19 protein-coding genes are annotated in these 25908 nt (G+C 65.6%); 6 read left to right on the top strand and 13 right to left on the bottom strand.

From position 1 onward, the window contains the following. Positions 1 to 6: 6 nt before the first annotated feature. Positions 7 to 1158 carry a bifunctional 2-methylcitrate synthase/citrate synthase gene (gene prpC / locus ACFOPH_RS01225; protein WP_312549953.1) on the bottom strand — a complete coding sequence of 384 codons (1152 nt, stop codon included), beginning with the start codon at positions 1156 to 1158 and terminating at the stop codon, positions 7 to 9. 24 nt (positions 1159 to 1182) lie between these two features. Further along, positions 1183 to 2067, bottom strand: coding sequence for a methylisocitrate lyase (gene prpB, locus ACFOPH_RS01220; RefSeq protein ID WP_312549955.1), 885 nt, complete (start codon positions 2065 to 2067; stop codon positions 1183 to 1185). A 199-nt stretch (positions 2068 to 2266) separates the two neighbouring features. Here prpB and prpR point away from each other — a divergent pair, with 199 nt between their 5' ends. Further along, positions 2267 to 3886, top strand: coding sequence for a propionate catabolism operon regulatory protein PrpR (gene prpR / locus ACFOPH_RS01215; RefSeq protein WP_312549957.1), 1620 nt, complete (start codon positions 2267 to 2269; stop codon positions 3884 to 3886). Between the two features lie 9 nt (positions 3887 to 3895). On the opposite strand, the gene ACFOPH_RS01210 is transcribed toward prpR, so the two are convergent. From ACFOPH_RS01210 to ACFOPH_RS01190, 5 genes are all read right to left on the bottom strand, one after another. Continuing rightward, the gene (locus ACFOPH_RS01210) at positions 3896 to 4633 is read right to left on the bottom strand and encodes an SDR family NAD(P)-dependent oxidoreductase (RefSeq protein ID WP_312549958.1); all 738 of its coding nucleotides are present in this window, start codon (positions 4631 to 4633) and stop codon (positions 3896 to 3898) included. A 40-nt stretch (positions 4634 to 4673) separates the two neighbouring features. Continuing rightward, entirely contained in the window at positions 4674 to 5981 is a 1308-nt protein-coding gene (locus tag ACFOPH_RS01205) for a family 1 glycosylhydrolase (protein ID WP_379732954.1), read from the bottom strand. Between the two features lie 88 nt (positions 5982 to 6069). After that, positions 6070 to 6534, bottom strand: coding sequence for a DUF2127 domain-containing protein (locus ACFOPH_RS01200; RefSeq protein WP_379732952.1), 465 nt, complete (start codon positions 6532 to 6534; stop codon positions 6070 to 6072). A 17-nt stretch (positions 6535 to 6551) separates the two neighbouring features. Beyond that, positions 6552 to 7088 carry a YybH family protein gene (locus tag ACFOPH_RS01195; protein WP_379732950.1) on the bottom strand — a complete coding sequence of 179 codons (537 nt, stop codon included), beginning with the start codon at positions 7086 to 7088 and terminating at the stop codon, positions 6552 to 6554. Between the two features lie 90 nt (positions 7089 to 7178). Beyond that, a complete protein-coding gene (locus tag ACFOPH_RS01190) occupies positions 7179 to 7862 on the bottom strand; it encodes an Lcl domain-containing protein (protein WP_379732948.1) in 684 nt (227 codons plus the stop codon). Between the two features lie 365 nt (positions 7863 to 8227). Here ACFOPH_RS01190 and ACFOPH_RS01185 point away from each other — a divergent pair, with 365 nt between their 5' ends. Together ACFOPH_RS01185 and ACFOPH_RS01180 are read left to right on the top strand one after the other, a co-directional pair. Beyond that, a complete protein-coding gene (locus tag ACFOPH_RS01185; RefSeq protein WP_379732946.1) occupies positions 8228 to 9652 on the top strand; it encodes a pyridoxal-phosphate dependent enzyme in 1425 nt (474 codons plus the stop codon). Next, on the top strand, positions 9649 to 10839 hold the full coding sequence (locus tag ACFOPH_RS01180) for a trans-sulfuration enzyme family protein (protein ID WP_312549964.1): 1191 nt from the start codon (positions 9649 to 9651) through the stop codon (positions 10837 to 10839). The genes ACFOPH_RS01185 and ACFOPH_RS01180 overlap by 4 nt, the downstream gene beginning before the upstream one ends. An 11-nt stretch (positions 10840 to 10850) precedes the next feature. Here the strand turns inward: ACFOPH_RS01180 and ACFOPH_RS01175 are convergent, their stop codons facing one another. The 4 genes from ACFOPH_RS01175 to clpS all read right to left on the bottom strand — a co-directional run bounded on the left by ACFOPH_RS01175 (position 10851) and on the right by clpS (position 18847). Beyond that, positions 10851 to 12467: a methyl-accepting chemotaxis protein gene (locus ACFOPH_RS01175; protein ID WP_379732944.1), complete on the bottom strand. Its 1617-nt coding sequence runs from the start codon at positions 12465 to 12467 to the stop codon at positions 10851 to 10853. 223 nt (positions 12468 to 12690) lie between these two features. Beyond that, on the bottom strand, positions 12691 to 16041 hold the full coding sequence (locus ACFOPH_RS01170) for a S41 family peptidase (RefSeq protein ID WP_379732942.1): 3351 nt from the start codon (positions 16039 to 16041) through the stop codon (positions 12691 to 12693). Positions 16042 to 16247: 206 nt separating this feature from the next. Beyond that, a complete protein-coding gene (gene clpA / locus ACFOPH_RS01165; protein ID WP_312549968.1) occupies positions 16248 to 18548 on the bottom strand; it encodes an ATP-dependent Clp protease ATP-binding subunit ClpA in 2301 nt (766 codons plus the stop codon). Beyond that, entirely contained in the window at positions 18545 to 18847 is a 303-nt protein-coding gene (clpS, locus tag ACFOPH_RS01160) for an ATP-dependent Clp protease adapter ClpS (protein WP_312549969.1), read from the bottom strand. Before clpS ends, clpA begins: the two co-directional genes overlap by 4 nt. Before the next feature lie 333 nt (positions 18848 to 19180). On the opposite strand from clpS, the gene cspE reads away from it, so the two are divergent. Next, on the top strand, positions 19181 to 19384 hold the full coding sequence (gene cspE, locus ACFOPH_RS01155) for a transcription antiterminator/RNA stability regulator CspE (RefSeq protein ID WP_020653506.1): 204 nt from the start codon (positions 19181 to 19183) through the stop codon (positions 19382 to 19384). A gap of 159 nt (positions 19385 to 19543) precedes the next feature. Here cspE and icd read toward each other — a convergent pair whose 3' ends face one another. Beyond that, on the bottom strand, positions 19544 to 20800 hold the full coding sequence (gene icd / locus ACFOPH_RS01150) for an NADP-dependent isocitrate dehydrogenase (protein ID WP_379732939.1): 1257 nt from the start codon (positions 20798 to 20800) through the stop codon (positions 19544 to 19546). 183 nt (positions 20801 to 20983) lie between these two features. Here icd and ACFOPH_RS01145 point away from each other — a divergent pair, with 183 nt between their 5' ends. Further along, positions 20984 to 21544, top strand: a complete 561-nt coding sequence (locus ACFOPH_RS01145; RefSeq protein ID WP_312549972.1) for a pseudouridine synthase — start codon at positions 20984 to 20986, stop codon at positions 21542 to 21544. Positions 21545 to 21876: 332 nt separating this feature from the next. On the opposite strand, the gene ACFOPH_RS01140 is transcribed toward ACFOPH_RS01145, so the two are convergent. Beyond that, positions 21877 to 24108 (bottom strand): NADP-dependent isocitrate dehydrogenase, encoded by a 2232-nt coding sequence (locus tag ACFOPH_RS01140; RefSeq protein WP_379732937.1) that lies wholly within the window; start codon positions 24106 to 24108, stop codon positions 21877 to 21879. A 370-nt stretch (positions 24109 to 24478) separates the two neighbouring features. On the opposite strand from ACFOPH_RS01140, the gene ACFOPH_RS01135 reads away from it, so the two are divergent. Beyond that, positions 24479 to 25297, top strand: coding sequence for a DUF2243 domain-containing protein (locus ACFOPH_RS01135; protein WP_379732935.1), 819 nt, complete (start codon positions 24479 to 24481; stop codon positions 25295 to 25297). The last annotated feature ends 611 nt before the right edge of the window (positions 25298 to 25908 follow it).

Raw genomic sequence — 25908 nt, 5'->3', positions numbered from 1 at the left:
TGCTCATTACTTTCGATCGGCGATCGGCACGAACTGCAGGTCTTCCGGACCGACATAGTTCGCGCTCGGGCGGATGATCTTGTTGTCGATGCGCTGCTCGATGATGTGCGCGGCCCAGCCCGAGGTGCGCGAAATCACGAACAGCGGGGTGAACATGGCGGTCGGCACGCCCATCATGTGGTACGACACGGCCGAGAACCAGTCCAGGTTCGGGAACATCTTCTTGACTTCCCACATGACCGATTCCAGGCGCTCGGCGATGTCGAACATCTTCATCGAACCGGCGGACTGCGACAGCGAGCGCGCGACTTCCTTGATGACGACGTTGCGCGGGTCCGAGATGGTGTAGACCGGGTGGCCGAAGCCGATCACGACTTCCTTGTTGGCCACGCGGTTGCGGATGTCGGCCTCGGCTTCGTCGGCGTTCTCGTAGCGCTTCTGGATGTCGAGTGCGACTTCGTTGGCGCCGCCGTGCTTCGGTCCGCGCAGCGCGCCGATCGCGCCGGTGATGGCCGAGTGCATGTCGGAGCCGGTGCCGGCGATCACGCGCGCGGTGAAGGTCGAGGCGTTGAATTCGTGTTCGGCGTAGAGGATGAGCGAGGTGTGCATCGCGCGGACCCACTCTTCCGGCGGCTTGGTGCCGTGCAGCAGGTGCAGGAAGTGGCCGCCGATCGAATCGTCGTCGGTCTCGGTCTCGATGCGCTTGCCGTTGTGGCTGTAGTGGTACCAGTACAGCAGCATCGAGCCGAAGGATGCCATCAGGCGGTCGGCGATGTCGCGCGCGCCGGCGATGTTGTGGTCGTCCTTCTCGGGCAGCGCGCAGCCCAGGGCCGAGACACCGGTGCGCATCACGTCCATCGGATGGCTGCCGGCCGGCAGCGCTTCCAGCGCCAGCTTGACCGCCTGCGGCAGGCCGCGCAGCATCTTGAGCTTGGCTTTATAGCCCTTCAGTTCGGCGCCGGTCGGCAGCTTGCCGTGCACCAGCAGGTAGGCGATCTCTTCGAATTCGCAGGAGTTGGCCACGTCCAGGATGTCGTAGCCGCGGTAGTGCAAATCGTTGCCCGATTTGCCGACCGAGCACAGCGCGGTATTACCGGCGGCAACGCCCGACAGGGCCACGGATTTCTTTGGCTTGAAGGTTGGATTTTGTTCGCTCATGTTGGTCTCCTGTTCAGTGTCCGATTATTTCTTTTGCGCTGCGAACAGCGCATCCAGTTTCTGCTCGAAATCGTGGTAATTGATGCGCTCGTAGAGTTCGGCGCGGGTCTGCATGGTGTCGACCACGGCCTGCTGGCTGCCGTCGCGGCGGATCGCCGTGTAGACGTTCTCGGCTGCCTTGTTCATGGCGCGGAAGGCCGACAGCGGGTACAGCACGAGGCCGACGTCGGCGGTCTTCAGTTCGTCGACCGTGAACAGCGGGGTCGAGCCGAACTCGGTGATGTTGGCCAGGATCGGCACGCCGACGGCTTTCGCGAACTGCGAGTACATCGCCAGGTCGGTCATCGCTTCCGGGAAGATCATGTCGGCGCCGGCTTCGACGCAGGCCACCGCGCGCTCGATGGCGGCATCGATGCCCTCCACGGCCAGCGCATCGGTACGCGCCATGATCACGAAGTTCTCGTCGGTGCGGGCGTCCACCGCCGCCTTGATGCGGTCGACCATTTCCTGCTTGGAGACGATTTCCTTGCCCGGACGGTGGCCGCAGCGCTTGGCGCCGACCTGGTCTTCGATGTGGATCGCGGCTGCGCCGAACTTGATCATCGACTTCACGGTGCGGGCGACGTTGAAGGCCGAGGAACCGAAGCCGGTGTCGACGTCGACCAGCAGCGGCAGATCGCACACGTCGGTGATGCGGCGCACGTCGGTCAGCACGTCGTCCAGGTTCGAGATGCCCAGGTCCGGCAGGCCCAGCGAGCCGGCGGCGACGCCGCCACCCGACAGGTAGATGGCCTTGAAGCCGGCGCGCTTGGCCAGCAGGGCGTGGTTGGCATTGATGGCGCCGACGACCTGCAGCGGCGATTCTTCCTGGACGGCGCGACGGAACAGCGCGCCTGGCGATTGGATCATGGTGTCTCCTGGGTGGTTCACAAATGAATGCATTTTCCTTTGCAAGGAGCGTGCCAGCGTTGCCGGCACAGCTTGGGCTCCCTGAAAGCCTGATAGTTCAGGCGTTTAGCGTCAAGCAGCCTGCTGCATCAAGCGCTGCGATGTTGCAGCAGCGTTTCATCGTGAAACATCTGAAACACCAATGCATTACAATTGCAACATGCGCCCCCTCTCCCCTCTTCCGCACGAAGCCGACAAGCCGGTGATCTGGACCGTCTCGGTATCGCGCCTGTCCGACCTGTTCCGCGACATCACCCTCGAGTACGACCACCTGGCCACGATCGAACCGATCCACCTGGGCTTCGACGAGGCCGCGCGCCACATCCGCGAACGGATGGCCAGCGAACGCTGCGACGTGGTGATTGCCGCCGGCTCGAACGGCGCCTACCTCAAGGGCCGGGTCTCGGCGCCAGTGGTGGTGGCCAAAGCCAGCGGCTTCGACGTGATGCAGGCGCTGGCGCGGGCGCGCAAGGCCTCCAGCCGTATCGGCGTGATCAGCTACCAGCAGCCCCTGCCCGAGCTGGCCGACTTCAGCGCGACCTTCGGCATCCGCATCGCCCAGCGCACCTATGTGACGCGCGAAGACGCGCGCGCGGCGATCAAGGAAATGAAGGCGGACGGCATCGAAGTCATCGTCGGCGCCGGCCTGATCGCCGACCTGGCCGAGGAAGCGGGCCTGGGCAGCGTGTTCCTGTACTCGGCCGCCTCGATCCGCCAGGCCTTCGACGATGCGCTGGAAGTGGCGCGCCTGACCCAGCTGGAAGCGAACCGCATCCGGCGCGGGCCGGCCAGCGAACCGCGCCGCGCCCGGCGCGGGCTGAACGACCTGCGCGGCGAGTCCGAGGCGATGGAGCGGCTGCGGCAGTCGGTGGTGCTGTATGCGCGCTCGCCGGCCACCGTCCTGATCCAGGGCGAGACCGGCAGCGGCAAGGAGCTCGTCGCCCAGGCGATCCACCGCGAAGGCCCGCGCAGCCTGGGCGCGAACCGGCCTTTCGTGGCGGTGAACTGCGGGGCGATCGCGGAATCGCTGCTGGAATCGGAACTCTTCGGCCACGAGGAAGGCGCCTTTACCGGCGCCCGGCGCGGCGGCCATGCCGGGCTGTTCGAGGCGGCCAACCGCGGCACCCTGTTCCTGGACGAGATCGGCGAGATGCCGCTGGCGCTGCAGACGCGCCTGTTGCGGGTGCTGGAAGAGCGCGAAGTGATGCGGGTCGGCGGCACGCGGCCGGTGCCGATCGACGTGCGCGTGGTCAGCGCCACCCACTGCGACCTGGAAGCGCGGGTGCGCGAAGGACGCTTCCGCGCCGACCTGTTCTACCGGCTGGCGGTGCTGCGCCTGGCGCTGCCGCCGCTGCGCGCGCGCCTGCCGGACATCGCGCCGCTGGCCGAATGGTCGCTCAAGCAGTCGCTCGCCGCGCTCGGCGCGCGGCCGCATCCGAACCTGCATGCCGAGCTGGCGGCCTGCGCCCCGCTGCTCGAGCGCTACGGCTGGCCGGGCAACGTGCGCGAGCTGCGCAACCTGATGGAGCGCCTGGCCCTGTTCCTGGCGGCCGAGCCCCTGCAGGCGCTGACCCCGGCCTTCCTGCTGTCGGTGGCGCCGGAGCTGGGGCAAGCTGTCTTGCAGCCGGTTTCAACGGACGTCGTGCCGGCTATCGCGGCGCCGGCGCCCGAGACCGCCGACGAGGTCGTCGCCCGCTTCGGCGGCGCGCGCGACGCCGCCGCGCGTCATCTCGGGATCAGCCGCACGACGCTGTGGCGGCGCTTGAAAGCCGGTACATAGCGCAGAAAACTAAAGGCGGCACAGGCGTCCGCCGTCGACCAGCAGCGACGCGCCCTGGATGAAGGCGGCTTCTTCCGACGCGAGAAAGGCGATCGCGGCGGCCACGTCCGCCGGCTTGCCGACCTCGGCCGGATCGATGTGTTCCGCGCCGGAATGCACCTGCGGGTTATTCCACAACATCGGCGTGTCGATCGCGCCGGGCAGGATGGCGTTGACGCGGATGCCCTTGGGGATGCCCTCCAGCGCCGCCGAGCGGGTCAGCGACAGCAAGGCGGCCTTGGCCGCGGCATAGGGCGCGACCCGGGGCTCGGTCTCCAGGGCGTGGACGCTCGAGACGTTGACGACCGCGCCCCCGGGGCGCATGTGCAGGAAGGCCTGCTTGATGAAGTGGAAGGCGCCGAGCAGGTCGACCCGCAGCACCCTGGTCCAGTCGTCCCCGCTCAAGGCTTCGATCGGCTTGAACATCATCAGCCCGGCATTGTTGACGACGGCGTCGAGCCGGCCGTAGCGCTGCATGACGCGCTCGACGGCGGCCGCCACCTGCCCTTCGTCGCCGACGTCGCACGCCGCTTCCATCACTTGCTCGTGGCCATGTCCGCGCAGCAGGTCGAAGGCCGTCCTCAAGGCAGCGGCGTCGCGGTCGACCAGCACCACGGCGGCGTCCTCGGCGGCGAAGCGCAGCGCCGTGCTGAGGCCTATCCCGCCGGCGGCGCCGGTGACGAGGACGACCTTGTTCGAGAATCGCATGCTTCCTCCTCCATTCGGCATTGTTCGGCCTTGCCCGGCCTTACTCCGCATTGCGCGGCGCGCCGGTCGCGCTCGCGGCATCCAGGGACGTGGGCGCGGGCGGCCCGGCGAGCCCGGGGTAATCCTGGCCGAGGGCGACCGGCACCTGCAGGCAGACGCTCTGGGTCGGCAGCACGTCGGTCCAGTCGGCGATCAGGTCGCGGTAGGCCAGGCCGACCGGCCGCAGCTGGCGGTCGAGGTCGGCCAGGCCGAGGGCGTTGACGCGGCCATTGTCTTCGCGCAGGCCGGTGTCCCAGTCGACCTGGTCGGTCAGCGAATACCAGGTGAACCCGACGATGGGCACGCCGTTGTTACGTACGCGCAGCACGTTCGCCCATTCCTTGCGCAGCCACCGGACCGCCTCGTCGCCGGCCGGTCCCTGGCAGAGATTGGTCTCGGTATGCATGACCGGCAGGCGGTAGCGGTTGTAGTACTGGTGGGTGATCACGGCATAGCCGAAGATTTCGCCCGAGGCCGTGGTGGCGCCGTCGGCCGTCACATGGTGCTCGTTGGTCTGGTAGTAATCGTTCCCCATGAGGCAGTGGTGCTTCAGGTTGTTGTTCAGGAAGAAGTGGTACTCGTCGCGGGTCATGCCATTGTCGAGCAGGTACTCGTACATGGTGGAGTCGACGCGGCGGCCATAGTTCAGGTCCAGCGACAGGAAGCGGCGCGCGTTCCTGGTTTCCGCCGGGCCGATGGCGGCCGGCTTCACGGCGTGGAAATACTCGCTCGATTCGCTCTGGATGAACAGCGCATCCGGGCGCACCTGCAGGATGGCGCGCATGGCCAGCAGGTTGGCCTTGACCACGTGTTTCAGGGCCGTCACGAACGCCCTGTCGCTGCGCAGCTGCTCGTTCCACCAGCCGTAGAGGGCGGAAAACAGCGCGCAGATCGACATCTCGTTGACCGGCGTGTAGAGCTGGAGCCAGGGATAGCGCTGGGCGAACGCGCGGGCGTAGCCGGCGAAGATCTCGGGAAAGTCGGGGTTCTGGAAGTCGCCGAGGAAATCGGGAAGGCCGAAATGGCAAAGGTCGACGATCGCCACCAGGTTGCGCCGGCGCAGGTCGGGAAAGACCTCGTCGGCGAACGACCAGTCGTAGCGCCCGGCGCCGAGCAGGCTGGTGTGGAGCGGCGGGCCGTAGCGCAGGAAGCGCAGGCCGACTTCCTCGACCAGGTCGAAGTCGCGCCGCCAGTGCCGGTAATGGCCGCACTTGGCCATCTCGTCCATGCGGACGCGGCCGCCATCGATGGTCGGGATGCTGTTTTCGATGCCGGTTGCAAAGATAAAGCCAGGTTGACTCGCTACCATATGCCGCCCCGCGCACGCCGGGACGCTCTCGAGACGAGCACGATTGCACCGGCAGCCGATTCTACCACGCGGTCTCGGTGGGATTCCCCTACCCGCGCCGCCCGGCAGCCATGCGCCGGCGCAGGCTGTAGATCATGAAGGCGACCACGGCCAGGTTGAGTGCGGCCAGGCAGGCGGGGAGCCAGCCGGGACGATGGACCAGCTCGTGCAGTTCGAAGGGCAGGTAGACGGCGCCGCTGGCGGCGGCAAAGCCCTCGCCCCAGGCGCGGCCGAACCACAGGCCATAGGCTTCGACCATGCGCACGGCGGCGTAGGCGAGCGCCGCCGCGGCCAGCTGCAACAGGTGCACATCGTCGAGCCTGGCCGCATAGGCGAGGAAGATGCGCGGGATGTGGGAGGCGGGATTCAGGTGGGCGTGCCGCACCAGCATCTCGGCAAGCTGCTGGACGTCCCGGTGCAGCAGCGAGAACAGGCCGAAGCCGGTCAACAGGACCACCAACCCCTTGGCCGCCTCGAGCATGGCGACGGCGCGCAGGCCCCGGGACAGGCGCATCGAGCCCTGCGGCATGCCTACTTCGCGGCGGCGCCGGGCGGCGGTTCCGGATTCAGGTGCATCGACCAGATCACCGAGGCGATCTTCCAGCCCTCTTCCGTGCGCACCAGGTGCCAGGCTTCCTTGCCCCAGTTTTCGCGGTAGTCGCCGGCCATGAAACTGTAGTCGAACCAGACCTGGGCCACGTCGCCGTCGGTGTCGATGCGCACGTTCTCGAAGGTCTCGTGGAGCGGCACCTGGGCCTGGGCGATGTCTTCGATGAATTCACGCGGCGAGGCGCTGAAGGTTTTCTTCGGGCCGGGCTGGTTCTTGTCCTTGCGGCGCGCCTTGATGCGCTCCAGGCTGGCGTCGTCGAAGACGGCGGACCAGGTGATGTCCTCGCGCAGGAACAGCTTCATGAAGCTGTCCTTGTCCTTGTTGACGATCGCCATGCGGAATTGCTCGACCACGCCTTCGATCCGCTGGCGGCTCTGCGCCGATGTTTCGGCGTGCGCCGGCGCGCCGGGCGCCAGCCATAAAGCAAGGGCAAGACTGCCCGCCAGGAAGCCTTTCATCGCATCTCCTTGTTTTAAAAACAATCAGTCTACGCAACATTCCCGCGTGGAGGCTCACCAATTGTCACGCGACGGGGCCTCCCGTGGCGGTTAACGCACGCAGGTGACGTAGGCTTCGTCGCTGGCGGCCAGGTCGCTGGCGGCACCGCTCAGGAGATTGACGGTCGCATAGGTATCGGCGGTGGCGCCGGCGCTCTTGGTCCAGGCGTCGCCGCCCTTCCAGCCGCGCCCGTCCAGTTCGCCCGATGCGACCAGCTCCGCCAGCTCGTTCTTCGTCGGCAGGCGCCAGGGTTTTTGGCCCTTGATCGTCGTGTTCTTGCAGAACGCATCGGCCTTGGCCCAGCTCAGCTGGAAGGAGGCCGGCATCCACATCACTTCGCCGCGCGACACGTAGCCGGCGGTGGTGGCCGGCGCCACGCAGACGCCTTTCTCGTTGACCGAAGGCGCTTCGCAGACGCGCGCTTTCACGGTCAGCGTCGTGCTGGTCCAGGTCGGGTTGTAGCTGCCGCGTTCTCCCTGCCGCGCCGTGATGGTGGCGACGCCGGCGTGGCCGATCGTCACCGTCTTGCCGTTGATCTCGCCCACCGCCTTATCGCTGCTTTCGAAGGTGAAGGGCGCCGGGCTGTCCGACGTCGGCGCCACCAGGTCGAAAGGCTCGTCGCCCTCGGTCTTGGTGATCGGCGGGAATTCGCCGAGCTGTACGCCGTTGTCGCTGCAGGCGGCAAGCAGGAGCAGCGCGGCGGCCGCGGTCAGGGAGAGTCGGTGGAAGCGCATGGGTCGGATGTCCGGGCAAAAAAGATGGAGCAGTATAGCACCGGAGGGCAACAATGATTGACAAAATCGCATGCATTCCGGGTAACACGTTTGCGCCCGTCGAAGGCGCTTCCGGCACAAGTCTGAACCAGAAGCTCGCCTCATGAATCGCATACCGATATGAGATTATCTTATTAAATAAACAATGCATGAGCTGGTAAGCTTGGGCTCCTCGACGCCCCGCGGCCTGTCGCGCTCACGCTTGGTGCCAGTTCAAACGCCTGCCTGCCGATCGCCGTAAGATGTCTTGTTCTTCACGATCCGGCGCATATCCGCGCCCTCTTCTGGCGTTCGCGGCGCCCACAAGGCGCCTTCCTGGAGGCAACATGCAACGCATTCTGGAACACCCGTCCCAAGCACCGGCGCAGGCGCAGGCGCAGGCAGCCAAGCAGGCAGCAATTTTTTCCCTGATCGGCAACACGCCGCTGGTCCAGGTCACCCGGCTCGACACCGGCCCCTGCCAGCTCTTCCTGAAACTGGAATCGCAAAATCCCGGCGGCTCGATCAAGGACCGGATCGGCGTGGCGATGATCGCCGCGGCCGAGCGCGACGGCCGACTGCAGCCCGGCGGCACCGTGGTCGAGGCCACCGCCGGCAACACCGGCCTGGGCCTGGCGCTGGTGGCGCGCATCAAGGGCTACCGCGTGGTCCTCGTCGTGCCCGACAAGATGGCCGCCGAGAAGGTCCTGCACCTGAAGGCCCTCGGCGCCGAGATCCACCTGACCCGCTCCGACGTCGGCAAAGGCCACCCCGAGTACTACCAGGACTACGCCGCGCGGCTGGCGCACGAGATCCCGGGCGCCTGGTTCGCCGACCAGTTCAACAATCCGGCCAACCCGCTGGCCCACGAAACCACGACCGGCCCCGAGATCTGGGAGCAGACCGGGCACGCGCTCGACGCGATCGTGGTCGGCGTCGGCTCCTCCGGCACGCTGACCGGCCTGTCGCGCTACTTCGCGCGCGTCCAGCCGGACCTGGAATTCGTGCTGGCCGACCCGCAGGGATCGATCCTGGCCGAGTACGTCCAGACCGGGCACCTGTCGACCGAGGTCGGCTCCTGGGCGGTCGAGGGCATCGGCGAAGACTTCATTCCCGGCATCGCCGACCTGTCGCGCGTGCGCGGCGCCTATACCATCAGCGACGAGGAAAGCTTCACCACGGCGCGCGCCCTGCTCCAGCACGAAGGCATCCTGGCCGGCTCGTCCAGCGGCACGCTGCTGGCCGCGGCCATGCGCTATTGCCGCGAACAGACCACGCCGAAGCGCGTCGTCACCTTCGTGTGCGACACCGGCACGCGCTACCTGACCAAGGTCTACAGCGACGGCTGGATGGTCGACCAGGGCCTGCTACACCGCCCGCAGCTGGGCGACCTGCGCGACCTGATCGGGCGCCGCTTCGATGCCGGCGAAGTCGTCACCGTAGCGCCGACCGACACCCTGCTCACCGCCTTCAACCGCATGCGCAGCAGCGACCTGGCCCAGCTGCCGGTGATCGACAATGGCCGCCTGGTCGGCATCATCGACGAATCCGACCTGCTGCTGCACGTGACCAGCGAATCCGGGCGCTTCAAGGCGCCGGTGTCCAGCACCATGACGGCGCAGCTGCAGACGCTCAAACCGTCGGCCGGCATGATGCAATTGCGCGAGATCCTGGACCGCGGCCTGACCGCCGTGATCTGCGAAGACGATCGCTTCTACGGCCTGATTACCCGCTTCGACCTTCTCAACCATCTGCGCAGGACCTTATCGTGACCGACGCCACCAACAAACCCACCGACAAGCAGCATCTCGCCACCCGCGTCATTCACGGCGGCCAGTCGCCGGAACCGGGCACCGGCGCCGTGATGCCGCCGATCTTCGCCACCTCGACCTTCGTCCAGGAGAGCCCGGGCGTGCACAAGGGCCTGGACTACGGGCGCTCGCACAACCCGACGCGCTGGGCGCTCGAACGCTGCGTGGCCGACATCGAAAGCGGCAGCGCGGCCTTTGCCTTCGCCTCGGGCCTGGCGGCCATCTCGGCGGTGCTGGAACTGCTCCCTAGCGGCTCGCACATCGTCGCCGGCGACGACATGTACGGCGGCACCTACCGCCTGTTCGAACGCGTGCGGAGAAAAAGCGCGGGCCACGACTTCAGCTACGTGAACCTGGCCGATCCGGAGGCGCTGGCGGCCGCCATCAAGCCCGGGACCAAGATGGTCTGGGTCGAGACGCCGACCAACCCGATGCTGAAGCTGGCCGACCTGGCGGCGATCGCGACGCTGTGCCGCGAGCGCGGCATCGTCAGCGTCTGCGACAACACCTTCGCCAGCCCCATCGTCCAGCGCCCGCTGGAGTCCGGCATCGACATCGTGGTGCACTCGACCACCAAGTACATGAACGGGCACTCGGACGTGATCGGCGGCGTCGCCGTGGTCGGCAACGCGCCGCACCATGCGGCCTTGCGCGAGCAGCTCGGTTTCATCCAGAACGCGGTCGGGGCGATCCAGGGGCCCTTCGACAGCTTCCTGGTGCTACGCGGGATCAAGACCCTGGCCCTGCGCGTCGAGCGCAGCAGCGCCAACGCCCTGGCCCTGGCCGAATGGCTGGAACGCGAACCGAAGGTGCGCAAGGTGTATTACCCGGGCCTGGAATCGCACCCCCAGCACGCGCTGGCGCGGCGCCAGATGGACGGTTACGGCGGCATCATCTCGATCGAACTCGACACCGACCTGGCCGGCGCCCGGCGCTTTCTGGAAACGTGCTCGGTGTTTACCCTGGCCGAAAGCCTGGGTGGCGTGGAGAGCCTGATCGAGCATCCGGCGTTGATGACGCATGCGACCATTCCGCCGGCCCAGCGTGCGGAACTGGGAATCGGCGACAGCCTGATCCGCCTGTCGGTCGGGATCGAGCATCTCGAGGACCAGCGCGCCGACCTGGCGCGCGCGCTCGCGGCGGTGTAATGGCCAGGTAGTCAGGCGGCGGCGAGGGTCAGCAGTCGGGGTCCCGTGACCGGTTCCCCTTCGCTCGTCGCGCTGGCCGCCGCGTCGCGCAGCCTGAAGGTGGCGACCAGGCGCGCCAGTTCGGCGGCCTGCGCGCGCATCGATTCGGCGGCCGCCGCGGCCTGCTCCACCATGGCCGCGTTCTGCTGGGTCGACAAATCCATCTCGGCGATCGCCTGGCCGAGCTGGGCCACGCCGCCGGCCTGGCCGGCACTGGCGGTATCGATGGCGTCCAGGATATCGGCGACGTCGCGCACGTGCTCCAGCATCGCGCGCATGGTGGCGCCGGCCGCGTTGGCGATGCCGGTGCCGGCCTCGATCTCGCCGGCGGAGCGGCCGACCAGGGTCTTGATCTCCTTTGCCGCTCCGGCCGAGTGCTGGGCCAGGCTGCGCACCTCGGCCGCCACCACCGCGAAGCCGCGCCCTTCGGCGCCGGCGCGAGCCGCTTCGACCGCCGCGTTCAGGGCCAGGATGTTGGTCTGGAAGGCGATGCTGTCGATCATGCCGGTGATGTCAACGATGCGCGCGGCCGAGGCCTTGATCGCCCCCATGCGCGCGACCAGCTGCTCGACCGCCGCCGCGCCCTCGCCGGCGACGTTTGAAGCCGCCTGGGCCAGGGCATTCGCGCGCCGGGCGCTGGCATTGTTCTCCGCGATCGCATCGCTCAAGGCCGCCATCGCGCTCACGGTCTGCTTCAAGGCGCCGGCCTGGCGCTCGGTGCGCTGCGACAGGTCGTGGTTGCCGTCGGCGATCTCGTGCGAGGCGCAGTCGATCGCGACCGCGCCCTGCAGCACCTGGGCCACGGTGTGCGATACGCCGCCCGTCATGCCGTTCAGGGCGTCGAACAGGCGGCCGATCTCGTCGCTGCGGTCGTGGGCGATGGTCGGGCGCAAATCGCCGTGCGCGACCTGCTCGGCCAGGGCGACGGCCTGCTGCAGCGGGCCGACGATGTTCCGGGTCAGCAGCCAGGCCAGCAGCGCGCCGATGACGAGTGCGCCAGCGCCGAGCGCCAGCAGCAGGGCCTTGCTGAAGCGGGAGGCCGCGGCCGATTCCGCCGCCAGGCGATGCGCCTCGGCGCTCTCGTGCGCCAGCAGCGCCTCGAGCGCGCCGACTCGGGCCTGGTATGCCGGCTCCCAACGGCCTGCGACGATCTCTTCCACCAGCTGGGTCTGGCCGAATTCCTTGGCGCGCAGCAGCTCGGCGTGGGCGGCGGCGAGGCTGGCCTTGTGACGGCCGCTGTCGGCCAGCAGCGCGGCTTCGCGTTCGCTCGCGGGCAGTGTCGTCCACTTGGACTCGATGGCCTGCGCCTGCCGGCGTCCCTCGTCCAGTTGCGCCAGGAAGTAGTCGGCCAGCTCCAGGCTGTCGCTGCGCGCGATCGACAGCGTGCGCGAGCCGTTCAGGCGTTCCAGGCCCAGCAGGTCCGAGGCTAGCTGCTGCTTGGCCAGCTTGTCGTGTACCAGGTCGGCGGTAAGCGCGTCGGCCGCATGCATGCGCCACAGCGCATTGGCGACGATGACGAGCAGGACCAGGGAGACGATGGCAAAGGCGCCGAGGATCCTGGTGCCGGTGTGGAGCTTGAAGGAGCGCATGCGGGTCACGGGGAGTGAGGATGCGCGCAGTGTAGGCCGGGAATGTGACGGCTTGATGAAGTGGTAAGTGTGCCTTTGATCGGGCGATGAGACCGCGTGGGAACAAGTTCCCACCCTACGAGAACCGCTTTTGTAGGGTGGGTACTTGTACCCACGCGGGATCACGTCACGAACATTCGCGGCGGCGCCAGGACGCCACCGCCGCAAACATGCATCGGACGATTTACCGCTTCAACGCCGGAATCGCCGCCGGCTTCCACGGCTTGACCGGCTGCTCCTTCATTTTCTTCTCAAGGATCTCGATCGCCACTTCCAGCTGGCGGTCGCGCCCGTTGAAGGTCTCGTACGGCAGGTTGTCGACCTCGACATCGGGCGCGACGCCCACGCCTTCGATCAGCCATTCGCCGTCCGCGCCGAACTGGCCGAACTCGGCCACGCGCGCCATGCCGTTGTCGCTGAGGCCGGTCGAGTCGCTCAGCCAGACGCCGGCGCCGGCGGTGCGCTTGCCCACCAGGGGCCCGAGCTTCAGGGCCTTGATGCCGGCAGCGAAGGTCTCGCCGTCGGAATAGGTCAGCTCGTCCACCAGCACGACCAGGTGGCCGCGGAAGCTGTTCTGCATGTTCGACTGCGGCTGCTTGCCGTTCGAGGCCCAGAAGGCCCAGGAACGGCGCAGCAGCTTCTCGATGATCCAGCTGTCGATGTTGCCGCCGTTATTGCGGCGCACGTCGATGATCAGGCCTTCCTTGTTGATGTTGGCGTAGAAGTCGCGGGCGAAGGCATTGATGTCGCGCGCGCCCATCGCGCGCAGGTGCAGGTAGCCGATCCGGCCTTTCGAGGCGGCGTCGGCCTGCTGCGCCCTGCCCTGCTCCCAGTCCGAATAGCGCAAACTGGCGTGGCGCGTCATCGATACCGGCGTCACGATCACGGAACGCGGCTTGGCACCGGGGCTCTTCACCTGCAGCAGCACCTGCTTGTCGGCCTGGTCGAGCAGCAGGTCGGCGATGTCGCGCGCATCGAGCAGCGACTTGCCGTTCACGGCGAGGATGACGTCGCCTTCCTTGACGTCGACGTCGGGCGCCGACAGCGGGCCCGCCTCAAGCGGAAGCTCCGGCTCGCTGCGGTAGACGCGGTCGACGCGGTAACCCTCGCCGGTGCGGGTCAGCACCGCGCCCAGGCTGGACGGCGTGCCTTCGCTCGGCGCGCGACGCACGTCGCCCGGACGGATCTGCGAATGCAGGGCGCCGACTTCGCCGACCATCATGCCCAGCACGTCGTCCAGCTCGGCGCGGTCGGTGACGCGCTCGACCAGCGGCGCATAGCGGGCGCGCACGGCTTTCCAGTCGACGCCGCGCATGTTGGCGTCGTACAGGAAGTCGCGGTGCATGCGCCAGGCGTCGTTGAACATCTGGACCCATTCCATGCGCGGGTTCGAGCTCACCGCCCAGTCGTCGACCTTGATCTTGGCCCGGGTAAGATCCGCGGGGGCCTTGGCGCCGGCGTCGACGATCAGCATGTCGCCCGGCGTGCCCTTGGCGTGGGTGCGGTAGAAGATGTGCTTGCGATCCTGGGTCAGGCCGAACTCGCGCACGTTGGCGACAAACGTCTCGGGCTTGGGCGCGTTGCGCGAGATCTCGAGGGTCTTGAGCGTGCCCTTCTGGCCATCGTCCGAGTCCAGCAGGTACAGGCGCTTGTCGTCGAGCGCCAGCGCGCGGTAGTTGCCCGGCGCGACCGGCACTTCGTAGAGGCGCTCGCGCAGGCCGGCGTAGACGATCGCCGGGGTCGGCGCCTTCGGCTTGTCCTTGCCGGCCACGCTGGCGCTGGCGGCGACGGCGGCGGCGACCGCGGCGCTCTTCTCGGCATCGTCGGCGCCCGGCGTCTTGATCGCTTCGCGCGCCGCGGCCTCGGGCGACTTCTCTTCCGGCTTGGTCAGCTCGTCTTCCGGCTTGAACGGGAAGCGGGTCCCCGGCTGCAGCGCCAGCGCATAGACGCCGACACGGTTATCGAACACCGGTCCCATGTTGCGGTCGCCCCAGGGCGAGTTGTTCCCAAGGTTGAAGTGGCGCGCCGACAGGAAGTAGAGCCACTTCCCGTCCGGCGAAAACGCCGGCGAATTGGACTCGAAACGGTCGGTCGTCACGAAACTCATCTGGCGGCTCGCCAAATTGAACATGCCGATCTGGTTGCGCTGCTCCATGCTGCCGACACGGACAAAGGCCAGGTTGCGGCTGTCGGGCGACCACACGACCTGGTCCGGCTGGTCCAGGCCCGCCTGGCCGGCGTCATCGATGACGACGTTGGTCTTTTTCTCCAGGTCGAGCAGCCAGGTGCGGCCCTTCTTGTCGGTGTGGGCCAGCCAGCGGCCGTCCGGCGACGGATACAGGCTCGAGCGGTGCGAGGCGCCGTCCATGGTCAGGCGCTCGCCCTTGCCCGAGCCGTCTGCCGCATAGCGCCAGATCTCGTTCTCGCCGCTGACGTCGACGATGGCATAGACCCACTTGTCATCATGGCTGAAGACGGCGCTGCGGGCGCGCGCGCCGTCCGGCACCGCGATCTCGACGCGGCGGTAGTTGCCGGTGCCGGCGATCGTCACCCGGCCGCGCGCGGTGATCACGATGCGCTCGGCCTTGTTGGCCAGCTCGATGCCGGTCAGCGCATCGAGCGGCGACTTCACGCGGCGCAGGCGCTGCTGGTCGAAGTCCGACAGCAGGCTGGCGTCCAGGCGGGTGTCGCTGCCGCTGGCGATGTCGAACACGCGCAGGTCGGCGCCGAGCTGGTAGGCGATGCGCCCGTCGCCCAGCGAAGCGTTGCGCACGTCCCATTCCTTGTGCTGGGTATGGACGCGGCGGTCGGAACCGTCAGGCAGCGCGGACCAGATGTTGTCGGCGCCGCCGGCATCGCTGATGAAGTACAGGCGCCCCTGCCACCACATGGCGCGGCGGTTGTTGGCGCTGTCTCCCTTGAACAGCTGCTGGGCTTCCGCCTTCGAGCCGAGCTCGAAGCGCCACAGCTGGGCGAGCGCGCCGCCGCGGTAGGACTTGACGTTATCGTTCGTCATCGTCAGGCCCATGCGCGTGAAGTAGACGGTGCGGCCCGTATCGTCGAGCACGGCGTCGTTGGCATCGGCCAGCGGCAGCACGCGGCGCGTCATCTTCGCCGGATCGAGTGCGGCCACGACGCGGTGCTTCGATGGCCCGACCGAGTTCTCGGTGCTGACCAGGACCTCGCCCTGCGCGGTCCAACCCAGCACCGTGACCCCGCCGTTCTCGAAGGTGATGCGCTTGGGCAGGCCGCCCTCGAGCGGCATCACATAGGCTTCCTGCGCGCCCTCGTAGGAGGCGGCGAAGGCCACGAACTTGCCGTCGTGCGAAATCGCGGCGTGGGTTTCGGCATTCGGGTGCGTCGTCAGACGCGTGACCTTGCCGCCGCTGAGCGTCGTGCGCCACAGGTCGCCCTCGGCGGTGAAGACAACGGTGTCGCCGCGCACGGCCGGAAAACGGAAGTAAGGATCGGCAGCGGCAGCCTGGCTGCCGATCAGCGCCAGCGACAGCGCGAGGATGGTGCGGGAGACGTTCATGGACACGAGGGCAAGGGTTGCAAAAGAGCATGAGTTTGCCATAGTGCGCGGATGAGTTGACGTGCATACAAGCAAAAAAAGCCCGGCGTTCGCACATTGGGGGCCTCAACCGAAGCCACACGCCCACCCTACGGACCGCGACCGCTAATGGTGCACGGGCATAAAAAAACCGCGCACAAGGCGCGGTTTCTTGGGGCAGACCGAACTTACTCGATCTCGACCGTCTCGGCCGGGGCCGGCGGCGGCAGTGCGTCGCCTTCCGGGAACTCGAGGACGACGTCGTCCTTCTCGTTCAGGTCCACCGTCACGCGGCCGCCGTTGACCAGGCGGCCGAACAGCAGCTCGTCGGCCAGGGCCTTGCGGATCATGTCCTGGATCAGGCGCGACATCGGGCGGGCGCCCATCTGCGGATCGAAGCCCTTCGAGCCGAGGAACTTGCGCAGCTTCTCGGTGAAGACGGCTTCCACCTTCTTCTCGTGCAGCTGCTCTTCCAGCTGCATCAGGAACTTGTCCACGACGCGCAGGATGATTTCCTCGTCCAGCGCACGGAAGCTGATGATCGCATCCAGGCGGTTGCGGAACTCCGGCGTGAACATGCGCTTGATGTCGGCCATCTCGTCGCCGGTCGCACGCGCATCCACGAAGCCGACCGAACGCTTGGTCAGGCTCTCGGCGCCCGCATTCGTGGTCATGATGATGATCACGTTGCGGAAGTCGGCCTTGCGTCCGTTGTTGTCGGTCAGCGTGCCGTGGTCCATCACCTGCAGCAGGATGTTGAAAATGTCCGGGTGGGCCTTTTCGATCTCGTCCAGCAGCAGCACCGCGTGCGGCTTCTTGGTGATGGCTTCGGTCAGCAAACCGCCCTGGTCGAAGCCGACGTAGCCCGGCGGCGCACCGATCAGGCGCGACACGGCGTGGCGCTCCATGTACTCGGACATGTCGAAGCGGATCAGCTCGATGCCGAGGATAAAGGCCAGCTGCTTGGCGACCTCGGTCTTGCCGACGCCGGTCGGACCGGAGAACAGGAAGGAGCCGATCGGCTTGTCCTGCTTGCCCAGGCCCGCGCGCGCCATCTTGATCGCCGATGCCAGCGCATCGATCGCCGGGTCCTGGCCGAAGACGACGTTGCGCAGGTCGCGGTCGATCGTCTGCAGCTTGCTGCGGTCGTCCTGGTTGACGGTCTGCGGTGGAATACGCGCGATCTTGGCGATGATTTCCTCGATCTCGGTCTTGCCGATGGTCTTCTTCTGCTTCGACTTCGGCAGGATGCGCTGGGCCGCGCCCGCTTCGTCGATGACGTCGATCGCCTTGTCGGGCAGGTGACGGTCATTGATGAAGCGCGCCGCCAGTTCGGCCGCGGTCGACAGCGCCGACGACGAGTACTTCACGCCGTGGTGCTCTTCGAAGCGCGACTTCAGGCCACGCAGGATCTGCACGGTCTGCTCGACCGACGGCTCGTTGACGTCGACCTTCTGGAAGCGGCGGGAAAGCGCATGGTCCTTCTCGAACACGCCGCGGAATTCCGTGAACGTGGTTGCGCCGATGCACTTGAGCTGGCCGTTCGCCAGGGCCGGTTTCAGCAGGTTCGACGCGTCGAGCGTGCCGCCCGATGCGGAACCGGCGCCGATGATCGTGTGGATCTCGTCGATGAACAGGATGCCGTTCGGCGTGTCCTTCAATTGCTTGAGGACGGCCTTCAGGCGCTGTTCGAAGTCGCCGCGGTACTTGGTGCCGGCCAGCAGCGCACCCATGTCCAGCGAATACACGACGGCATTCTGCAGGATCTCGGGCACGTCTTCCTGGACGATGCGCCATGCCAGGCCTTCCGCGATCGCGGTCTTGCCGACGCCGGCTTCGCCCACGAGCAGCGGATTGTTCTTGCGGCGGCGGCACAGGATCTGGATCACGCGGTCCACTTCCTCTTCGCGACCGATCAGCGGATCGATCTTGCCGTCGGCGGCCGACTTGTTCAGGTTCTGGGTGAACTGGTCGAGCGGGCTTTCCTTCGTCGCGCCTTCGACCTGCGCCTCTTCCACGCCTTCCGACGCCTTCTGGCTGTCGATCTGCTGGTCCTTGCGCACGCCGTGCGAGATGAAGTTCACCACGTCGAGACGGGTCACGCCCTGCTGGTGCAGGTAGTAAACGGCATGCGAGTCCTTCTCGCCGAAGATCGCCACCAGCACGTTCGCGCCGGTCACTTCCTTCTTGCCGTTCGACGCCGACTGCACATGCATGATCGCACGCTGGATCACGCGCTGGAAGCCGAGCGTCGGCTGGGTGTCGACCTCGCCCGTGCCCGGCACGGTCGGGGTGTTGTCACCGATAAAATTGGTCAAGGTCTTGCGCAGATCGTCGATGTTGACGGCGCATGCACGCAGGACTTCAGCGGCCGAGGGATTATCGAGGAGCGCAAGCAGCAGGTGCTCCACGGTAATGAACTCGTGCCGTGCCTGTCGAGCTTCGACAAAGGCCATGTGTAGGGATACTTCAAGTTCCTGCGCAATCATACTTCCTCCATCACGCACTGCAGGGGGTGCCCTGCCTTACGCGCATGCGTTAAGACAAACTCCACTTTGGTACACGCTATATCTTTGGAAAACACGCCGCACACGCCTTTGCCGTGACGGTGTACGGAAAGCATGATCTGCGTCGCTGTCTCGCGATCCTTGTTGAAGTACTCCTGAATGATAGCGACCACAAACTCCATCGGCGTGTAGTCGTCATTCAGCAACGCCACCTGATACAGGGGCGGTGGTTTTACGATCTGCCGCTCCAGCAGCTGTTCGGTATCGTGCTTGGTTGCCATGGACGTATTCTAATGCTTTCAAGGATGATGCAAAGCGGAAAGATCAGATCAACGCGATCCGCTCACTTCGACTCGCTTCCATCTTACTTGTTTTCCGTTGAAAGCGCAGATGGCGTTCCGATTGCAGAAATCAAGAGCTGGCTTTGCAGATCGTGTGAAGAATTTAGCAACACAACGATCAAAGGGCTTGACTTACAAGATTAGTCCATCAACAATGCAAACATTGACATGTACTTATGTACTTGTTGATAAGAAGTGAGCAGGCTGAGGAGGGGGCAAGAAGCTTCTTGCTTTTATGGCTCGTGTGATTTGTTTAAATTTGAAAGTTCTTTTATGGCAACTGGTACTGTTAAGTGGTTCAATGATTCCAAAGGCTTTGGCTTCATCACTCCAGATGACGGCGGCGAGGATCTGTTTGCACACTTCTCCGCAATCAACATGAACGGTTTTAAGACCCTCAAAGAAGGTCAGAAAGTCCAATTCGAAGTCACGCAAGGCCCTAAAGGCAAGCAAGCTTCCAACATCCAGGGCATGTAATCAGCCCCGCGGAAGACGCTAAGAACCCCGCCCAGGCGGGGTTTTTTTTCGCTTATCCATTTAGATAGGGCCATTCTCCCGGCATATGCGCCCTGCCCTTTAGAACAAAAGCCCCACCTTTCACGGCGGGGCTTTCGATCCGGCGCAATTAATACGCGATTACCCCATCTGCTCGATCATCACTTCGCCAAAGCCCGAGCACGATACCTGGGTGGCGCCTTCCATCAGGCGCGCAAAGTCATAGGTGACGCGTTTCGACTGGATCGCCTTTTCCATCGCCGAAATGATCAGGTCGGCTGCCTCGGTCCAGCCCATATGGCGCAGCATCATTTCGGCGGACAGGATCAGCGAACCCGGATTCACGTAATCCTTGCCGGCATACTTCGGCGCGGTGCCGTGGGTGGCCTCGAACATTGCGACCGAATCCGACATGTTGGCGCCCGGCGCAATGCCGATGCCGCCAACCTGGGCCGCCAATGCGTCTGAGATATAGTCGCCATTCAAATTCAGGGTGGCAATCACGCTATATTCGGCCGGACGCAACAGGATCTGCTGCAGGAAGGCGTCGGCGATCGAATCCTTGATGATGATGTCGCGTCCGGTCTTCGGGTTCTTGAACTTGCACCATGGACCGCCGTCGATCAGCTCGGCGCCGAATTCGCGCTGCGCCAGGGCATAGCCCCAGTCGCGGAAACCGCCTTCGGTGTATTTCATGATATTGCCCTTGTGAACCAGCGTCACCGAGGGCTTGTCGTTGTCGATCGCGTACTGGATCGCCTTGCGCACCAGGCGCTCGGTGCCTTCGCGCGAGACCGGCTTGATGCCCAGGCCGGAGGTCTCCGGGAAGCGGATCTTCCTGACGCCCATTTCATTGGTCAGGAAATCGATCAGTTTCTTGACGCCTTCCGAACCTTCGGCCCATTCGATGCCGGCGTAGATGTCTTCCGAGTTCTCGCGGAAGATGACCATGTCGGTCTTTTCCGGCTGCTTCAGCGGCGAGGGAACGCCGGCGAAATAGCGTACCGGACGCAGGCAGACGTAGAGGTCGAGCTCCTGGCGCAGCGCCACGTTGAGCGAACGGATGCCGCCGCCGACCGGCGTGGTCAGCGGACCCTTGATCGAGACCACGTAATCCTTCACCGCATCCAGGGTCTCGGCCGGCAGCCATACGTCCGGACCATAGACATTGGTCGACTTCTCGCCGGCATAGATTTCCATCCAATGGATCTTGCGCTGGCCGCCGTAGGCCTTGGCCACCGCCGCGTCGACCACTTTGAGCATCACCGGGCTGATGTCGATCCCGATGCCGTCGCCCTCGATGTAGGGAATGATCGGATGGTCCGGTACATTCAGCGAGAAGTCGGCGTTGACGGTGATCTTCTGGCCGTCTGCGGGTACGTTGATATGCTGGTACATCGTGTTCTCCAAAATGGTCGCACGGCGCTCTGCAATGCCACAGCCTCAGGCATCGCCTGCGAACTACATTACAATAGTGGTTGCAAGTCTTGTATAAGACATCATGTTGTCTCTTGCATTATGCACCAGTATCGTGCCCCGCGCCACGCCCGGCACCCAGTCCCGATTCCCTCACCCTCTCCCATGGCCCTCATCCTCTTCAACAAACCCTTCCAGGTGCTATGCCAGTTCAGCCCGCAGGAAGGCCGCGAATCGCTCGCCGATTACGTCAAGATTCCCAACGTCTACCCGGCCGGCCGCCTCGATGCCGACAGCGAGGGCCTGATGCTCCTCACCGACGACGGCAAGCTGCAGCACAAGATCGCCCACCCCGACCACAAGGAAGCCAAGACCTACCTGGTGCAGGTGGACGGCGTCGCCGACGCCGCCGCGTTGGCGCGCCTGCAGGCGCCGCTCGACCTGGGCGACTTCGTCACCAAGCCCTGCCGCGCGGTGCGCATCGCCGAGCCGGAATGGCTGTGGCCGCGCAACCCGCCGATCCGCGCGCGGGCCGACAAGCCGACCAGCTGGATCGCGATCACGCTCGAGGAAGGCAAGAACCGGCAGGTGCGCCGGATGACGGCGGCGGTCGGGCTGCCGACGCTGCGGCTGGTGCGCAGCAGCATCGGGCCGTTTTCGCTGGCGACCCATCCCCTGATGCCGGGGGAATATGTGGAGGTGCCGGTGGCGGAGTTGCGTAAGTAAGACGCGGCGGTTCCCGTAGGGTGGGCACCCCGTGCCCACGCGGACGCCGGCATCGCCTTGGCGGCATGTGAACCATACAGCACGCGCTGCGTTAGCGCTTCATGATGCGTAGCCGCGGCGCATGCTCCACCGTGCTTGATGCGCCACACTGCGCGGCGTTTCGCGTGGGCACGGGGTGCCTAGCGCGGCCCGGCCCACCCTACGGTCAGCGCCAACGCTACGAGCCCGCCTCGTGAATTCGTATTCGAAATAAAAAACCCGCCGGGTCCGTAAGGACCGGCGGGTTTTCTTTTGCTCCAAGCTGCGCGGCAACGCCGCGCAAACGGGCACTATCAGGCGATGGTGTCCAGCGCGCTGTTGAAGGTCGCGCTAGGACGCATCACGGCTTTCACCTTGGCGTCCTCAAGCTTGTAGTAGCCGCCGATGTCGGCCGGCTTGCCCTGCACTTCCAGAAGTTCGGCGACGATCTTCTGCTCGTTATCAAGCAGGGTCTTGGCCAGCGGCGCGAAGTGGGCCGCCAGTTCGGCGTCCTCGGTCTGCGCGGCCAGTTCCTGGGCCCAGAACAGCGACAGGTAGAACTGGCTGCCGCGGTTGTCGAGCTCGCCGGTCTTCGGCGACGGCGACTTGCGGTTGTCCAGCAGCTTGCCGGTAGCGGCGTCGAGCGTCTTGGCCAGGACCTTGGCCTTGTTGTTGCCGGTCTTGATGCCGAGGTCTTCCAGCGAGACGGCCAGCGCCAGGAATTCGCCCAGCGAGTCCCAACGCAGGTGGTTCTCTTCCGTCAGCTGCTGCACGTGCTTCGGCGCCGAGCCGCCGGCGCCGGTTTCGTACATGCCGCCGCCGGCCATCAGCGGAACGATCGACAGCATCTTGGCGCTGGTGCCCAGTTCCAGGATCGGGAACAGGTCGGTCAGGTAGTCGCGCAGGATGTTGCCGGTCACCGAGATGGTGTCCAGGCCGCGCTTGACGCGCTCCAGGGTGTAGCGCATCGCGCGCACCTGCGACATGATCTGGATGTCCAGGCCGGTCGTGTCGTGATCCTTCAGGTAGGTCTTGACCTTCTTGATCAGTTCGTTCTCGTGCGGACGGTACGGGTCCAGCCAGAACACGGCCGGCATGCCCGAGTTGCGCGCGCGGGTGACCGCCAGCTTGACCCAGTCGCGGATCGGGGCATCCTTCACCTGGCACATGCGCCAGATGTCGCCCTGCTCGACGTTCTGGCTCATCAGGACTTCGCCGGTGGCGATGTCGGTGATGTTGGCCACGCCGTCTTCGCTGATCTCGAAGGTCTTGTCGTGCGAACCGTATTCCTCGGCCTGCTGGGCCATCAGGCCCACGTTCGGGACGGTGCCCATGGTCTTCGGATCGAAGGCGCCATGCCACTTGCAGAAGTTGATGACTTCCTGGTAGATGCGGGCGAAGGTCGATTCAGGGATGACGGCCTTGACTTCCTTCAGGCGGCCATCGGCGCCGTACATCTTGCCGCCGGCGCGGATCATCGCAGGCATCGAGGCGTCGACGATGACGTCGTTCGGCGAGTGGAAGTTGGTGATGCCCTTGGCCGAGTCGACCATGGCCAGCGCCGGACGGTGTTCCTGGCAGGCGTGCAGGTCGCGCTCGATTTCTTCGCGCTGCGAGGCCGGCAGGTCGGCGATCTTGTTGTACAGGTCGGCCATGCCGTTGTTGACGTTGATGCCGAGGCTGTCGAACAGCGCGCCGTGCTTGGCGAACGCGTCCTTGTAGAACATGCGCACGCAGTGGCCGAAGACGATCGGATGCGAGACCTTCATCATCGTCGCCTTCACGTGCAGCGAGAACAGCACGCCGGTGTTCTTCGCGTCTTCGATCTGCTTTTCGTAGAACTCGAGCAGGGCCTTGCGGCTCATGAACATCGAGTCGATGATCTCGCCGTCCTGCAGCGCGACCTTCGGTTTCAGGACGATGGTCTGGCCGCTCTTGGTGACCAGTTCCATCTTGACTTCACGGGCGCGGTCGAGGGTCATCGACTTTTCGCCGTGGTAGAAGTCGCCGTGGGTCATGTGCGACACGTGGGTGCGCGAGGCCGGCGACCATTCGCCCATCGAGTGCGGGTTCTTGCGGGCGTATTCCTTGACCGCCTTCGGTGCGCGGCGGTCCGAGTTACCTTCGCGCAGGACCGGGTTCACGGACGAGCCGATGCACTTGGCATACTTGGCCTTGATCGCCTTTTCCTCGTCGGTCTTCGGATCGGCCGGGTAGTCCGGCAGGTCGTAGCCCTTGCCCTGCAGTTCCTTGATCGCGGCGACCAGCTGGCCGACCGATGCGGAGATGTTCGGCAGCTTGATGATGTTCGCGTCCGGTTCCAGGGTCTTCTTGCCCAGCTCGCTCAGGACGTCGGGGACGCGCTGTTCCGGGGTCAGGCGTTCCGGGAACTGGGCCAGGATACGTGCGGCGACCGAGATATCGGCCTGCTCGACGCGGATACCCGCAGCCTTGGTGAAGGTGCTGACGACAGGCAGGAAGGCGTGGGTCGCCAGCAGCGGCGCCTCGTCGGTCAGGGTGTAGATGATGGTCGGATCACTGCTCATGCACTATTTCCTCGGTTATCGCGAAGATCTCGCGATGTGTAAAACTTGATAAGTAACGCCTGCCCGCGCCCGCACGGTATGCGGCGCGCTCGCTGGATCATACTACTCCGATACTACTCCGCCCAGAACGCGATGGACAGAGCGCGAAGAGGTGTTCCCGGCCGCTCGGCGCGCTTGGCATTCTCCCGGCCGCGCCCCAAGTCTTCTATAAGACATAAGACGCGCGTTTCACATTATGCACCAGTATTTTACGCTGCGCTACCGGTTTAGCGATCCGGGGGCCTGTCTCCAGGCCTGCGCACCCGGCCGCGCGAACGCGCTAGCATGTGGCATCCGCCTGTATTTCCAGGTTTATTCGACAGGAGCCGCCATGACCGTCCGCCAGTCCGACGCCCACGCCATTCCCGCTCTACGTGCCCTCGGCTGGGCCGGCTTCCTGCTCGGCTTCGCGCTCGGCGGCTTTTTCGACGGCATCCTGCTGCACCAGATCCTGCAGTGGCATCACCTGCTGTCGCTGGTCACGCGCCCGCCCTTCCAGGACATCCGGGTGCAGATCATGGCCGACGGCCTGTTCCATTTATTGATGTACGTGATCGCGTTCGCCGGACTGTGGAAACTCTGGAAGGGTCGGCACAGCTTCGGCGCCCCGGGCGGCGACCGGCTGCTGCTGGCGAACGCGGCGATCGGTTTCGGCGCCTGGCACATGATCGACGGCGTGCTCTCGCACTGGATACTCGGCATCCACCGCATCCGCCTCGACAGCGACAACGTGCTGTTCTGGGACCTGCTGTGGTTTGTCGTGTTCGGGGTGGCGGTGGCCGCGCTGGGCTGGTGGCTGCGCCGCAGCAATGGCTCGATGAACGGCTCGGGCACGCTCGGCGGCAAGGCCGGCGCCACGGCGCTGGTGCTGGCGGTGCTGGTCGGCGGCCCTGTGGCCGCGTTGCCTCCGCCCGGGGTGAATACGGTGATGGTGTTCTTCAAGCCGGGCACGACGCCGAACCAGGTGTTTGCCGGGATCGAGGCGGTGGACGGGCGCATCCTGTGGTCGGCGCCGTCGGGGGATGTCTGGGCGCTGGACGTGGCCGACCAGGGGAAGACGCCCCTGCTCTACCGGCACGGGGCTTTCCTGGTCAGCAATTCGATGCTGGCGGTGGGGTGCCTGGCCTGGACCTCGGCGAAGGGGTCGTAGGGTGGGTTCTCGAACCCACCATCCTCATCGCGCGAACAAGCGGTGGGTACGAGTACCCACCCTACGAACCGGTTCCCGTAGGGTGGGCACCCGTGCCCACGCGGTCTCACCGGTTGAATAGACGCGGTGCGGCACGCAACGGCACGACAGCGTGGGCACAGGTGTCCACCCTACAAACCCGAGCGCATGAGCGTAGGGTGGGTTCTCGAACCCACCATCTTCATCGCGCGAACAAGCGGTGGGTACGAGTACCCACCCTACGAACCGGTTCCCGCAGGGTGGGCACCCGTGCCCACGCGGTCTCACCGGTTGAATAGACGCGGTGCGGCACGCAGCGGCACGACAGCGTGGACACAGGTGTCCACCCTACAAACCCGAGCGCAGGGGCGTAGGGTGGGTTCTCGAACCCACCATCTTCATCGCGCGAACAAGCGGTGGGTACGAGTACCCACCCTACGAACCGGTTCCCGTAGGGTGGGCACCCGTGCCCACGCGGTCTCACCGGTTGAATAGACGCGGTGCGGCACGCAACGGCACGACAGCGTGGGCACAGGTGTCCACCCTACAAACCCGAGCGCAGGAGCGTAGGGTGGGTTCTCGAACCCACCATC

It is taken from the genome of Massilia haematophila (assembly GCF_042647645.1).
In the GTDB taxonomy this organism is placed as follows: domain Bacteria; phylum Pseudomonadota; class Gammaproteobacteria; order Burkholderiales; family Burkholderiaceae_D; genus Telluria; species Telluria haematophila.
The sequence above is the reverse complement of the archived record's forward strand: the minus strand, read 5'-3'. Positions and strand labels throughout refer to the sequence as shown.

What these genes read in the sequence shown, in the direction of transcription:
- icd (WP_379732939.1), bottom strand. Translation starts at nt 20,800, where the DNA reads ATGTACCAGCATATCAACGTACCCGCAGACGGCCAGAAGATCACCGTC.
- ACFOPH_RS01140 (WP_379732937.1), bottom strand. Translation starts at nt 24,108, where the DNA reads ATGAGCAGTGATCCGACCATCATCTACACCCTGACCGACGAGGCGCCG.
- ACFOPH_RS01175 (WP_379732944.1), bottom strand. Translation starts at nt 12,467, where the DNA reads ATGCGCTCCTTCAAGCTCCACACCGGCACCAGGATCCTCGGCGCCTTT.
- ACFOPH_RS01135 (WP_379732935.1), top strand. Translation starts at nt 24,479, where the DNA reads ATGACCGTCCGCCAGTCCGACGCCCACGCCATTCCCGCTCTACGTGCC.
- ACFOPH_RS01205 (WP_379732954.1), bottom strand. Translation starts at nt 5,981, where the DNA reads ATGGTAGCGAGTCAACCTGGCTTTATCTTTGCAACCGGCATCGAAAAC.
- ACFOPH_RS01210 (WP_312549958.1), bottom strand. Translation starts at nt 4,633, where the DNA reads ATGCGATTCTCGAACAAGGTCGTCCTCGTCACCGGCGCCGCCGGCGGG.
- prpR (WP_312549957.1), top strand. Translation starts at nt 2,267, where the DNA reads ATGCGCCCCCTCTCCCCTCTTCCGCACGAAGCCGACAAGCCGGTGATC.
- clpS (WP_312549969.1), bottom strand. Translation starts at nt 18,847, where the DNA reads ATGGCAACCAAGCACGATACCGAACAGCTGCTGGAGCGGCAGATCGTA.
- ACFOPH_RS01195 (WP_379732950.1), bottom strand. Translation starts at nt 7,088, where the DNA reads ATGAAAGGCTTCCTGGCGGGCAGTCTTGCCCTTGCTTTATGGCTGGCG.
- prpB (WP_312549955.1), bottom strand. Translation starts at nt 2,067, where the DNA reads ATGATCCAATCGCCAGGCGCGCTGTTCCGTCGCGCCGTCCAGGAAGAA.
- ACFOPH_RS01170 (WP_379732942.1), bottom strand. Translation starts at nt 16,041, where the DNA reads ATGAACGTCTCCCGCACCATCCTCGCGCTGTCGCTGGCGCTGATCGGC.
- ACFOPH_RS01190 (WP_379732948.1), bottom strand. Translation starts at nt 7,862, where the DNA reads ATGCGCTTCCACCGACTCTCCCTGACCGCGGCCGCCGCGCTGCTCCTG.
- cspE (WP_020653506.1), top strand. Translation starts at nt 19,181, where the DNA reads ATGGCAACTGGTACTGTTAAGTGGTTCAATGATTCCAAAGGCTTTGGC.
- ACFOPH_RS01145 (WP_312549972.1), top strand. Translation starts at nt 20,984, where the DNA reads ATGGCCCTCATCCTCTTCAACAAACCCTTCCAGGTGCTATGCCAGTTC.
- prpC (WP_312549953.1), bottom strand. Translation starts at nt 1,158, where the DNA reads ATGAGCGAACAAAATCCAACCTTCAAGCCAAAGAAATCCGTGGCCCTG.
- ACFOPH_RS01200 (WP_379732952.1), bottom strand. Translation starts at nt 6,534, where the DNA reads ATGCGCCTGTCCCGGGGCCTGCGCGCCGTCGCCATGCTCGAGGCGGCC.
- ACFOPH_RS01185 (WP_379732946.1), top strand. Translation starts at nt 8,228, where the DNA reads ATGCAACGCATTCTGGAACACCCGTCCCAAGCACCGGCGCAGGCGCAG.
- clpA (WP_312549968.1), bottom strand. Translation starts at nt 18,548, where the DNA reads ATGATTGCGCAGGAACTTGAAGTATCCCTACACATGGCCTTTGTCGAA.